The sequence below is a fragment of the Aestuariibaculum sp. YM273 genome, assembly GCF_030908365.1.
Lineage (GTDB): Bacteria > Bacteroidota > Bacteroidia > Flavobacteriales > Flavobacteriaceae > Aestuariibaculum > Aestuariibaculum marinum.
The window spans coordinates 962690-974696 of sequence record NZ_CP133090.1 but is presented as its reverse complement, the minus strand read 5'-3'; the positions used below and the strand labels follow the sequence as shown (position 1 = coordinate 974696).

Here is a 12007-nt window from a genome sequence, read left to right as displayed (position 1 = left end):
CCCATGGGTTATATTTCAGATAGTACTGATTGTGATGATACTAATTCAGAAGTATATCCTAATGCGCCTGAGTTATGCGATGGTTTAGATAATAATTGTGATGGTCAGGTAGATGAGGGAGTAACAACAACTTATTATGCAGATGCGGATGGTGATGGTTTTGGGGATGCTTCAAACACTGTTCAGGCATGTACTGCGCCCACGGGTTATATTTTAGATAATACTGATTGTGATGATACTAATGCAGCAGTTTACCCTACTGCACCTGAGTTATGCGATGGTTTAGATAATAATTGTGATGGTATTATCTCTGAGCCAAATATACATGACGTGAACAATCAAATTGTTGATGATAGTTTTGTTTTACCTACTATAAGTGGAGCTAATTTGTCAAGTAATGAGAGGTATTACACTGGTTCGGGAGGAACAGGTACTATTTTTGAAGCGGGTGATGTTATAGAGTTTTCAGATTTTTTGTCATATCCTGTGACCTTATATATTTATGATATTGGTGATTATGGATGTGATTCAGAAGAAAGTTTTACTCTTACTATTTCACAGTCATTACAATGTACATATTTAACACAGCCCTTAGATGGTGCGACAAATGTTTCTGTAGATACAACTATATCTTGGGCAGGTGTCTCATCTGCTATTGGTTATATTTTAACAATAGGAACAAGTCCGAATAGTGGTGATATTATTAATGCTTTGGATGTTGGAAATGTTGTAAGCTATCGGCTGGCAAAGAATTTACCTAACGATGCAGAAATTTATGTACGTATAAATCCATATAACAATACAGAAATAAATTCATTCTGTATTGAAGAATTTTTTACAACACAAGGTTCTCGTTTACCTCCAAGATTTTTCACCCCTAATAACGATGGTGTTAATGACTATTGGCGCGTAACACACAGGTTAAATGAAATAAAAGCTGTGTATATATACAATAGATATGGTAAGTTGCTCAGTGAAATTGATGATCCAAAGTTAGGTTGGGACGGTACAGCTCGTAATAAGGAAATGCCAACGGATGATTACTGGTATTATATTTTATATGAGGATGGTGAATACTTAAAAGGACATGTTACTTTAAAACGTTAAATATTAACCTTTTTGCGAGATCAGGGAATGCTTAAAATAATGACAAATTAAAAAAATCAAAAAATATTATTATATATTAAAAAGTATTGTATATTTGCACCCGCAATACGCAACGGTCTGGTAGTTCAGTTGGTTAGAATGTCGCCCTGTCACGGCGAAGGTCGCGGGTTCGAGTCCCGTCCAGACCGCAACATTGCAAAAGCCCTTAGAAATAAGGGCTTTTTTTATGCCTTAAATTTAACATAGATATTTTGAATATAATGTATGACATTAACTGTCGTAAACCAACATGTATTTCTATCGTACATTTGTCATGTAAAAACGTAGTAAAAAGTTTTTTCATAGTTGGTTTGGTTAGTTAAAAGCTACAGGTAAGCGTATTAGGGTGCTTTACTGTAGCTTTTCTTTTTTATGTGAAATTTAGTTTTTCCAGGAATTAGTTTTCTAAAATATTATAACCAAATAGTTTTAATCACGTTTTATGCAAACACGTAATGTCGTATTGTTACCTGTATTTCTATCGTAAATTTGTCATGTAAAAACGTAGTAAAAGTTTTTTCATAGTTGGTTTGGTTAGTTGAAAGCTACAGGTAAGCGTATTAGGGTGCTTCACTGTAGCTTTTTTATTTATAGGAATACATTTTTTTATATATTTAGAGAAGGAATATTCAAACAAACAACTATGCGATTAACACAATTTGCTAATAAAGTAGCCTCATTAATTTTAATTGGATTTGTCATATTCACGTTCCAGTTTTGTAAATCTTCAAAAGAAACTACTGTAAAAAAAGAGAATGTTACGGTCTCTTACAGTCAACATATTGCACCGGTAATGGAGCGTAGTTGTACGCCTTGTCATTTTCCTGAAAAGGGTAAGAAGAAATTTTTAGATACTTATGGGGCAGTAAAAAATAATATAGAAGATATTATTACTCGTGTAGAATTACCCGTAAGCGAAAAAAAATATATGCCATTTAAAAGTAAAAAGCCAGCATTAACAAGCGAAGAAATAGCTATGTTGAAACAATGGGTGGCAGAAGATTTTCCAAAGTAAGATGAAATAAAACTATTGATAATAAAAGCTCTATCAATAGGAGCTTTTTTTTGTGTGAAATGGAAGCTTTTTTTAGGTAATGCATGACACGTGATGTCGCAATAATTTGTGTGTTTCAGTGGTATCTTTGAAGTGTAAAAACGTAGTAAAAAGTTTTTTCATAGTTGGTTTGGTTAGTAAAAGGCTACAGTAAGGTATAGAAGGGTACTACTGTAGCCTTTCTTCTTTTGATTAAGCCTAATTTAGTTTATTCAAAAATTCTTCGAAATTACCTTCCAAAAACCTTGGCGGGTATTCCAGGTTTAATGTGTTTTGAAGCTCTTTGTCTTCCCAAACAATATGTAATCCAATCTGTAGGTTTAAATCGTAATTATCGTCTCTTTCCGTGTAGGATACCATTAGGTAGTTTTTATTTTCGATGGTTCTGAAAAACCTAAAAAATTTAGCCATAACATAAAAAATGGAGTCATTACAATCTCCGGTAATATCGTATCTGTAAAAAATGGGACGTTCTATGTTTTTATAGTTTACAAGATCGCTGGCTCTTAAATGTTTATTACTTATTTCCTGATTTTTAAGTTTTAAGTATGCTTCCTCTTTTAAAGGCAGAACAATACAATGTCCAGCATAATAACCACTTTTTCCCGTAAAAACGAAATTAAGCTCTGGTAGTAGGCGTATGGCTTCTTTTATTAATTCTTGATTAACGTAGGTGTCATCTTTTTTTTGTGAATCTATAAAGTGCTCTAAATGCTTAATATCGAAATCAAAATCTATGGTTCGTAAATTGGTTGATTCAACATTTATTTGATCGAGATACCACTCAAGTTTAGGAAGGGCATTGGTTTGTGAGGATAAGGAGTATTTACGGGTTTTAAAATCGTAAAATGTTGGAATGGGTACAGCGGCATTTAAATTATGAATAAGCTGGTAGGGCATAAGCGTATTTAAAACAATATCTTCCTCTTTTTCAGATTTGATTAAGGTGAGATCCTTTTCCCATCGTTGAACGGTTCTTAAATCAACATTCAGTTCAGAAGCAAAATCAGATTGCGAAAGGGTATTAAATGCTCTGTAGTCGATGAAAAGTTCTCCAATAGAATTATATTTTTTCATACTTATGGCTTAGTCTTTAGGTAAATATAAATAAAATGATTGGGTTTAGACATGACGTGTCGTATTAGAAAAGGGGCATGTATAGTAATTTTGCTATCAAAACAGGCAATAAAGGTTCATGTTACTTTTTAAATTGAAAGAATTGGAATGTACTTTAGAAAAGGCATCGCAGCAAGATGAAATGTTGTTAAGGGCTGTGAAGACTTTGAAAGACTTGTTTTTGAAAATTGATTACAAATATGAAGAACTACCAGAATTTTCTTTTGAAAAAATGGTTGAAGTTTTAAAAGAAGTTAATGGTAGAGAACTTACAGGTCGACAAGAACTTGTACTAAAACAGATTATGTTTTAATGGGAATTGATTAATAGCAAGTTTAATTTGATTTCTACAAAAGAGCAGTGCGAAAGCGCTGCTCTTTATTTTTGTGAAGTCAGGTTATTTAGGACATGTTGTGTCGTAAAATAACTTGTAATGTCAATGTATCTTTGTTATGTAATTAGAGCAAAGCACTACAAATAGCCCTAATTACAGTTTTTCATATTTAATATTTTTTGGTTAGTTTATTGGTTAGTAAAGGTTGCTTAAGTTTAGCAACCTTTATTGTTTTTATAGTTGTTTACTAATCAATAATTCCTCCAGGATATTTTCAACACCTTGCTCCGAATTACTTTTGGTTTCAAAGCGCGCAATTTTCTTAACATCGCTGTGTGCATTTTGCATCGCAAAACTAAAGTAAGCCAGTCCTAGCATTTGTAAGTCATTGTTGTAATCGCCAAAGACCATGGTTTCATCTTCTGTAACGCCCAATTGTTGCTGTAATATTTTTAAAGCATAGGCTTTGTTGGCTTCAATATGCGAAATGTCTAACCAGTTTTGCCCTGAAACAATAACCTGAAGTCGGTTATTTAAAGCTTTAGCTTCAGGAAGCACAAAATGCTCAGACGATTCGTTGTGATAAACCGCAATTTTTAAAAATACATCGTCGGTAACTTTGGTTAGGTCGTCTACAATTTTGTATTCGGCGTAGTAGGTTTCGAACTTAGAAATAAAATCGGGGTGCGATGTTTCAATATAGGCTGCTTTTCTTCCGCAGAGTACAATATTAGCCCCGTTTACTTTTCGTAAAAGCTCAACAGCTATTTTAATATCTTCTTTGGTAAGTTGAAGTAAGATGTGTTCCTCACTGTTGTGTTTCATGATGCCTCCATTTTCAGCAATAATGGAAATATCATCTTTTATATGATTTAATTTGTCTAAAATGCTTTGGTACTGACGACCACTAGCAGCAACAAAATGGATGTTTTGTTTTTTAAGTTCATTAAACTGATTAAAAAAACGGCTGCTAACTTGACTTTCAGGATTTAAAAGTGTGCCATCCATGTCCGACACGACTAATTTTACTTTAGATAAATTCATAGTCAATAATAAAGGGCAAAAATACCATTATTTAAGTTTTAATATGTTATTTAAATATTAAAGTACTTATTTTTGCTTGGTTTTTACGAAATCGATTTTTTTTAATTCGGTATTTTGAATAATCTATTTTTGTAAATTGCAATAACTAAATTATATTCTTTAACACCCATATGGTAACATTAAAACAATTGGCAAAAGAGTTGAGTGTTTCAATTTCAACAGTTTCTAAGGCATTAAATAATAGTGAAGAGATTGGTGAAGAAACTGTAAGACGTGTTAAAGAGCTTGCCGAACTTTATAATTACAAACCCAATAAAGTTGCTTTAAGTTTAAAGCATAATAAAACCAAGACTATTGGTGTAATTATTCCGGATATTTTAAATCACTTTTTGGCTAAAGTATTGTTTGGAATAGAGCGTGAAGCTACCAAATATGGCTATAATATTATTACCTGTATATCAAACGAATCTTTAGAAAAGGAGAAGGAAAGTATGCATTTATTAGCCAATGGTAGTGTTGATGGATTTATACTTTCTTTAGCTGAAGAAACCCAAACAAAAAATGAGGTGGAGCATTTTAAGAAAACCATGGCGCAGGGACTGCCCATAGTTATGTTCGATCGGGTGGCTCATGATGTTTTATGTGATAAGGTTATAGTCGATGATTTTGAAGCTATTTATAATGCCACTAAAAACCTTCAATCTAAAAAGCGTAAAAATATTGCTTTTATAAGCAGTATAGACAGTTTAAGCGTTGGTAAATTAAGAGAGCGCGGATATAACAAAGCGATTTTAGAACAAAATGCGGCAAAGCCCATAGTTTTAAAAATTAAAAAGAAGGATGATAATCAGAAAAAAATTATGTCTTTCTTAAAAAAGAATCCTACTATCGATGCGGTTGTAGCTGCCGACAGTTCTTCTGGTGTAATTGCTATAAATGCTGCCATTAATTTAGGGTTAAAAGTGCCTAAAGATATTTCTGTTATTGGTTTTTCTAGTAAAGCAGACAGTAACTTAACGTTTCCAAGGTTAACAACTATAAGACAACATGCTAAGGAAATTGGCGCAAATGCAGCACAGTTGTTAATTAATAGACTACAAAACAAAAGTAACGATGAAGACGTTAAAACTATTATTGTTAAAACGAGCCTAGTTAAAAGTAAATCAACGGTTTAAAATTTATTTTCGTCGATAAAAATACATTTAATCGATGATTTTGGTATTTCATCGATTATTTTGTATTAATAGATTTTCTTTCGTATAAATTTGTTTAAGCACGTAAGTCATTAATACCCTCAGACTTATATAGTGCTTAATTAATCCATTCAAAATTGACTTCATTAAAGTCAATATAATCCCTCATAAAATATTTTTATAAGATCATTGGGCTATTATACCCTATTGGTTTTTAGTTAATTATTCCATTATTCCCTCAGCTAGAATTTCGATTTGTTCGAAGTTGTGGTTTATGTTTTGTATTTAAAAATTTAGAGAAATAATAAAATAATTAACCTTAAAAATCAATATTATGAAAGCCCTAAGAATAACCTTTATCGCTGCAGCAATTTTCGCAAGTTTAACATCATGTACTAAACAAGATTTAAATGAAGATGATGTTTTAATTGATGCCACAAATGATATAACAATTGAAAAACCAATTACAGGTGGTGGAATTGATGACTAAATTCCGTTTTTTCAAATAATAATTTAAACTCTTTACCTTAGGTAAGGAGTTTTTTTATTTGTAATAATTCAAAAATTATAAATACATTTGAAGGAATACCTTGCTAATCCTCTTTTATTTGAAACCGATATTTAAAATATTTTTGATTTTATGTTTTATTTCATCTTATGCTCAGAATGATAGTAATTTAGAGAAAATAGACTCTATAAAAAAGAGTGTTTCAAATTTTAAAATTCAAGATTCAATTCTGCTCGCTAATGCACATTTCAACATTGGCGAACTTTACAGGTATAGTTTTATTGGCGACAGTGCTTATTACCATTACCATCAGGCACAAAAGATATTTAAAATTCAGAACGAAGATTATAAATTGGCAAAAACATTGTATGGTCTTGCCGTGGTGTTAAAAAATGAAAAAGATTTAACAGCAAGTGAATTAGTATCCATACAAGCTATTACCATTCTGGAATCCCTGAGACAGACAAATGATGTTAAAGAAACAAAATCCTTTTTGTTAAATAATTTAGGATTAGTTTTTGGCGAATTACAACAATATGAAGAGTCAATTTATTATTATAAACAAGCCATTGCATTAAAACAAGATTTAAAAGGGGATTATAGAAAAAGCATTAATTTTTCAAAAAATAACTTAGCGTTATCTTATAAAAAATCAGGAGATTATGGTAGATCTCTCCAGCTATATAATGAGATACTAGCAAATGCAGACTTTGTTGAAGATTTAATGAATACCAGACCTGATTATTATGCTTTAATTCTAGATAATTACGCGCATTCTTTGTATTTGTCTAATGAACATAGTGAACTTCCTGATTTGTATTTCGAGGCATTGCATATTACAGATAGTGTTAATCCAAAGGGATATAATTCAATAGCTATTAATCAACATTTAGCCGAGTTTTATAAGGATAAAAAGAGCATAGATTTGGCTAAGTACTACGCAAATCAAGCCAGGAATATCGCTGAACAATACCATAATGATGAACTATTGAGTTCTTTGTTGTTGCTTTCTGAAATTGAAACGGGTGAAAAAGCAGTAAACTATTTGCAGAAATACATTAACCTTAGTGATAGTTTACATAGAAATGAAAGGGCTTTAAGAAATAAATTTGCCAGAATACAATATGAAACCGAACAAATAGAGCGCGAAAATGTGCAAATTGCTAAAGAGCGCATGTGGCTGTTTGTTATATCAGTAAGTTTAATAATTACCTCATTTTTGTTGTATTTGGTAATTACACAGCGTAATAAAAACAGACAATTACAATTAATTCAGAAGCAGCAGGAAGCTAATGAAGAGATTTATAATCTGATGCTTTCGCAAAATGAAAAAATAGAAGAGGCAAGAGCTTTAGAGAAGAAGCGAATTTCTCAAGAATTACATGATGGCGTTTTGGGGCGTTTATTTGGTACGCGATTAAGTCTGGATAGCTTAAATTTTAATAATACGCCAGAAGCCGTTCAAACCCGAAGTCAATATATCGATGAGTTGAAAAATATCGAGCAGGATATACGTAAAGTGTCGCACGAATTAAACACCGATTTTGTCTCAGGTGCTGGTTTTATAGACATTATCAAAACGTTTGTAGAAACGCAAACCATTATATATAAACTGGATTATAAGTTAGATCACGATAGTGTGATTAACTGGGATGAATTACCTAATAAAACAAAAATTCATATTTATAGAATTGTTCAGGAATCACTTCATAATATCCATAAGCATGCCAATGCCACTCGTGTTGATATTAGTTTTACTTTAAAAAATAATGTAATTTGCCTAACCATAGAAGATGATGGTTCAGGTTTCGATAACACCAAATCTAAAGCTGGTATTGGACTGAAAAATATGAAATCCAGAATTAATGATATTAACGGAACCCTAGAATTTAAATCAGAAATAAATAAAGGAACACAACTTATTATTGAAGCCCCAATAACCTAAATTTAAAAATGAATACCGAAAAGATAAAAATATTAATGATTGACGATCACCCGATGATTATTGAAGGGTATCAAAATACCATTCTTTTTACGAAAAAAGAGCATCAGGAGTTGAGCATTGATATAGCAAATAACTGTGACGACGCCGTAAACTTGATGGATAAATCTATTCAGCAGGAAAACCCATATAATCTGTTGTTTGTAGATATTAGTTTACCACCGTCGTCTGACGGGAAAATGACCAGTGGTGAAGATTTAGCGACTTATGCTCGCGAAATATTGCCCAAAGCAAAAATTATTATCCTTACCATGTTTAACGAATCATTTCGAATTCATAACATTATAAAAACCATTAATCCAGAAGGGTTTTTAATAAAGAGTGATTTAACGTCTAGTGAATTAGCCAGTGCCTTTCAGGCAGTACTTTATAATCCGCCGTTTTATAGCGGAACCGTAAATAGCTATATTAGAAAAGTAGATTCCAGTGATATTGTTATCGATGATAAAAATCGAAAAATTCTGCATTTACTATCCCAAGGTGTAAAAACTAAAAATTTGGCACCACATTTAGATATTTCGTTAAGTGCTGTAGAAAAACGGAAAAAACAGCTTCGTGAAATCTTCGATGTACAGGACGGACAGGATGAAACCCTTATTGAAGAAGCACGTAAAAGAGGTTTTGTGTAAGAAAAGGATTTTATTTTCGATTAACATATGTTAAAATTCGATTAAAATCATTTTTTTTAAATCTTCCGAAAACCTTATTAATAAACAGGTTACTGAATTCTTGATTTGTTAAGTGCGGGTTTCCCGCAGCTACAAATAAAAAGTAATACTTAAGTTTGTAGCATCAACACTTCAAAAAATTAATTAATCCCTCAATTTTTTTGTTGATAATAGCAATTTACAGGCCCTATGGAGGTGAGAGACCCATAGGGCTTCTTCTTTTTATATATTTTCCTTATTTAAATTTGCAACTAATAAATTAGTTTAAACTAAAATTTCAGTTATATTAGTTTTGAACTAAGTTTTTAGTTTGAATAAAGTGTAACTCATAAATCCTTTCAAAATGAAACAATTAACAAAAGCCGAAGAGGACATTATGCAAATTCTATGGCAACTGGAAAAAGCAAATGTTAAAGCCATAATACAGGAATTACCGGAGCCTAAACCGGCATATAATACGGTGTCGACTATTGTTAGAATTTTAGAAAATAAAGGGTTTGTAGATTACGAAAAGGAAGGAAAGGGGCATATTTATTTCCCGATAATCCCTAAAAACGAATATAGTAACCAATCTATTAATAAGCTGGTTGATGGGTATTTTCAGGGCTCGTTTAAAAATATGGTGTCCTTTTTTATGAAGAAAAATGATATCAGCCTGAATGAGTTAGAATCGGTTTTAAAAGATATTAATAAAAGCGAAGAGTTATGATACACTACATTATACAAACCATAGCTTTTCAGTTATTCTTTTTATTGATCTACGACCTCTTTTTAAAAAGAGAAACCTTTTTTAACTGGAACCGGCTGTATTTAATAGGCACTATGCTTTTGTCTATACTATTGCCCTTTATACAAATAGAGTCATTTAAAGAAGTCATTCCTCCAGAGTATGTTATTCAGTTGCCTGCAGTAATTGTAGGAGATGTATCTCAAGGTGTTTCTGAAGGCGTAAATCAGGTTAATGCAGTGTCAGTTTCAAGTTCAATGTCGTATGTGTATCTGTTGTTTTATATCGGTTTGGCTATTGCCATATTTATGTTTGGTTTTAAGCTGTTTAAAGTCCTGAAGTTAATTGTTAACAACCCGAAAACCAGTTCAAACAAATTAGTTGTTGTTAAACTGTTAAATAGCGATTCGGCATTTTCATTTTTTAAATATGTGTTTTTAGGTGAGTTTTTAAAAGACGACGAAAAAGCACTCATTTTAAGTCATGAAGAGGTTCACGTAAAGCAATACCACAGTTTAGATTTGTTGTTTTTCGAAGGGCTTCGTGTTGTATTCTGGTTTAATCCGTTGGTATATATGTACCAAAACCGAATCATAGAATTACATGAGTTTCTGGCCGATGCCGAAGCTGTAAAAAATCAAAGTAAACAGCACTATTATCAAAATTTATTAGCTCAGGTATTTCAAACCAAGAGCATTTCATTCATCAATCCATTTTTTAATCAATCATTAATCAAAAAACGAATTATTATGTTACAAAAATCGAAATCAAAACACACAAGGTTACTAAAGTATGCATTTCTTATTCCGGCCGTTATTACCATGTTGGTGTATACGTCTTGTGAGAAACAAAGTGAAAATTCTTCGGATAATTTAAACTTATCGGATTATACATTTACTGTGAATATAGCAGAAAGGTTTAACGAAGCAACATTAAATAAGCGTAGTGAATATGATAACTTTTTGTTTTCAAATCCCGACGAATATGTTGCATGGGTTTTACTAGATGAAGGAAAAGCGACTTATAGTATTCATAAAAAGAAAGAAAAATTGCCGGACGGGTATGCTTTAGTGTCTGATAAAACGTCAAAGGAAGGAAAAGTTTATAAAATATTTATGAATTTAAAAGGAGTTCAGGAGCTTATGAAAACAGAATCTCAAGTTGATCTAAATATAGAAGTCCCATTTGCTTATATCGAAAATGTTCCTTTATTTCCGGGGTGTGAATCTTTAGAATCTAATACAGAACGGAAAAATTGTATGTCTCAGGCAATAACAAAATTTGTGGGAGAACATTTTAATACCGATTTAGCCAATAGCTTAGATTTAGAGGGAAGACAACGCATTAATGTTGTATTTAAAATAAATGAAGAAGGAAATGTTGTTGATGTAAGAGCAAGAGCTCCACACCCAGTTTTAGAAGCTGAAGCTGAACGTGTTATTAATCTGTTACCTAAAATGCAGCCAGGTAAACAAAAAGGGAAAGTTGTAACGGTGCCTTATTCTTTACCTATTGTATTTCAGGTTGCAGATAAAGAATAGAAGTGTAAATTATATAAGATTGAAAACCGAAGTGAAAACTTCGGTTTTTTTAGTTTTAAGTGCTTAAAAACCAAAAAAATTGTACATTTCAGTTTTAATAAAATCCTCGATGAAATGCATCCGAGGTATTATAAATGAGAAAGTTTGATTTTGGAGAAAACTTCCGTAAATTAAATCTTGATTATCTAGTAAAATCTATGAGGCTAATTAGTGTTTTTTTTATTTTTTCATTGGTCGCATCCTGCGACTATTTTAATGTGAAAAAAACATCTTCTGAAGCTATTTTAAATGAGGAATTGAAAACCTTTAACTGGAACGATGTCGATGAATACCCGTCGTTTTCGGTATGTGATTCCTTAGTGTCTAATAGCGAAAAGCAAGCGTGTTTTTCAGAGGTGCTCACGTCTCATATTTTAGGGTTTTTACAACGAGAAATGATTATTGTTACTAAAGATGTTAACGATACGATTAACCTTCAATTTAAACTGTCTGAACAAGGCATGCTAACTTTAGTTGATGCTAAAATTGATAGTTTAACCATAGCTGAAATTCCTAATTTACAACAGCTAATTACCCAAAGTTTAGACTCGTTGCCTAAAATATTTCCGGCGAGTAAACACGGGCAGCAGGTAAAAACAGCTTTCAATCTGCCTATTGTTATTAACGTAGAGTAA

At 31.9% G+C, this 12007-nt stretch carries 12 protein-coding genes and 1 tRNA gene; 11 read left to right on the top strand and 2 right to left on the bottom strand.

All coding sequences use genetic code 11. The annotated features are described in order from the left end of the window. Positions 1–3: 3 nt before the first annotated feature. The 3 genes from RBH94_RS04050 to RBH94_RS04040 all read left to right on the top strand — a co-directional run bounded on the left by RBH94_RS04050 (position 4) and on the right by RBH94_RS04040 (position 2161). Entirely contained in the window at positions 4–1107 is a 1104-nt protein-coding gene (locus tag RBH94_RS04050; RefSeq protein WP_307882492.1) for a T9SS type B sorting domain-containing protein, read from the top strand. 114 nt (positions 1108–1221) lie between these two features. After that, positions 1222–1295: transfer RNA gene (locus RBH94_RS04045), tRNA-Asp, on the top strand. Positions 1296–1789: 494 nt separating this feature from the next. Continuing rightward, positions 1790–2161 carry a hypothetical protein gene (locus RBH94_RS04040; protein WP_307882491.1) on the top strand — a complete coding sequence of 124 codons (372 nt, stop codon included), beginning with the start codon at positions 1790–1792 and terminating at the stop codon, positions 2159–2161. Between the two features lie 237 nt (positions 2162–2398). Here RBH94_RS04040 and RBH94_RS04035 read toward each other — a convergent pair whose 3' ends face one another. After that, entirely contained in the window at positions 2399–3277 is an 879-nt protein-coding gene (locus RBH94_RS04035) for a DNA-binding transcriptional regulator (RefSeq protein WP_307882490.1), read from the bottom strand. A 133-nt stretch (positions 3278–3410) separates the two neighbouring features. Here RBH94_RS04035 and RBH94_RS04030 point away from each other — a divergent pair, with 133 nt between their 5' ends. After that, on the top strand, positions 3411–3629 hold the full coding sequence (locus tag RBH94_RS04030; RefSeq protein WP_307882489.1) for a hypothetical protein: 219 nt from the start codon (positions 3411–3413) through the stop codon (positions 3627–3629). Between the two features lie 255 nt (positions 3630–3884). Here the strand turns inward: RBH94_RS04030 and RBH94_RS04025 are convergent, their stop codons facing one another. Next, positions 3885–4694 (bottom strand): Cof-type HAD-IIB family hydrolase, encoded by an 810-nt coding sequence (locus RBH94_RS04025; protein ID WP_307882488.1) that lies wholly within the window; start codon positions 4692–4694, stop codon positions 3885–3887. Between the two features lie 170 nt (positions 4695–4864). Here RBH94_RS04025 and RBH94_RS04020 point away from each other — a divergent pair, with 170 nt between their 5' ends. The 7 genes from RBH94_RS04020 to RBH94_RS03990 all read left to right on the top strand — a co-directional run bounded on the left by RBH94_RS04020 (position 4865) and on the right by RBH94_RS03990 (position 12007). Beyond that, on the top strand, positions 4865–5869 hold the full coding sequence (locus RBH94_RS04020) for a LacI family DNA-binding transcriptional regulator (RefSeq protein WP_307882487.1): 1005 nt from the start codon (positions 4865–4867) through the stop codon (positions 5867–5869). Between the two features lie 352 nt (positions 5870–6221). Then, positions 6222–6377, top strand: a complete 156-nt coding sequence (locus RBH94_RS04015) for a hypothetical protein (protein WP_307882486.1) — start codon at positions 6222–6224, stop codon at positions 6375–6377. Positions 6378–6519: 142 nt separating this feature from the next. Then, positions 6520–8340, top strand: a complete 1821-nt coding sequence (locus RBH94_RS04010) for a sensor histidine kinase (protein WP_307882485.1) — start codon at positions 6520–6522, stop codon at positions 8338–8340. Positions 8341–8348: 8 nt separating this feature from the next. Further along, positions 8349–9026, top strand: coding sequence for a response regulator (locus RBH94_RS04005; protein ID WP_307882484.1), 678 nt, complete (start codon positions 8349–8351; stop codon positions 9024–9026). A gap of 382 nt (positions 9027–9408) precedes the next feature. Further along, positions 9409–9774: a BlaI/MecI/CopY family transcriptional regulator gene (locus RBH94_RS04000; protein WP_307882483.1), complete on the top strand. Its 366-nt coding sequence runs from the start codon at positions 9409–9411 to the stop codon at positions 9772–9774. Continuing rightward, positions 9771–11333, top strand: a complete 1563-nt coding sequence (locus RBH94_RS03995) for a M56 family metallopeptidase (RefSeq protein WP_307882482.1) — start codon at positions 9771–9773, stop codon at positions 11331–11333. Before RBH94_RS04000 ends, RBH94_RS03995 begins: the two co-directional genes overlap by 4 nt. A 134-nt stretch (positions 11334–11467) precedes the next feature. After that, complete coding sequence (locus tag RBH94_RS03990) at positions 11468–12007, top strand: hypothetical protein (RefSeq protein ID WP_307882481.1); 540 nt, start codon at positions 11468–11470, stop codon at positions 12005–12007.

What these genes read in the sequence shown, in the direction of transcription:
- RBH94_RS03995 (WP_307882482.1), top strand. Translation starts at nt 9,771, where the DNA reads ATGATACACTACATTATACAAACCATAGCTTTTCAGTTATTCTTTTTA.
- RBH94_RS04040 (WP_307882491.1), top strand. Translation starts at nt 1,790, where the DNA reads ATGCGATTAACACAATTTGCTAATAAAGTAGCCTCATTAATTTTAATT.
- RBH94_RS04025 (WP_307882488.1), bottom strand. Translation starts at nt 4,694, where the DNA reads ATGAATTTATCTAAAGTAAAATTAGTCGTGTCGGACATGGATGGCACA.
- RBH94_RS04015 (WP_307882486.1), top strand. Translation starts at nt 6,222, where the DNA reads ATGAAAGCCCTAAGAATAACCTTTATCGCTGCAGCAATTTTCGCAAGT.
- RBH94_RS04050 (WP_307882492.1), top strand. Translation starts at nt 4, where the DNA reads ATGGGTTATATTTCAGATAGTACTGATTGTGATGATACTAATTCAGAA.
- RBH94_RS04000 (WP_307882483.1), top strand. Translation starts at nt 9,409, where the DNA reads ATGAAACAATTAACAAAAGCCGAAGAGGACATTATGCAAATTCTATGG.
- RBH94_RS04005 (WP_307882484.1), top strand. Translation starts at nt 8,349, where the DNA reads ATGAATACCGAAAAGATAAAAATATTAATGATTGACGATCACCCGATG.
- RBH94_RS04035 (WP_307882490.1), bottom strand. Translation starts at nt 3,277, where the DNA reads ATGAAAAAATATAATTCTATTGGAGAACTTTTCATCGACTACAGAGCA.
- RBH94_RS03990 (WP_307882481.1), top strand. Translation starts at nt 11,468, where the DNA reads ATGAGAAAGTTTGATTTTGGAGAAAACTTCCGTAAATTAAATCTTGAT.
- RBH94_RS04020 (WP_307882487.1), top strand. Translation starts at nt 4,865, where the DNA reads ATGGTAACATTAAAACAATTGGCAAAAGAGTTGAGTGTTTCAATTTCA.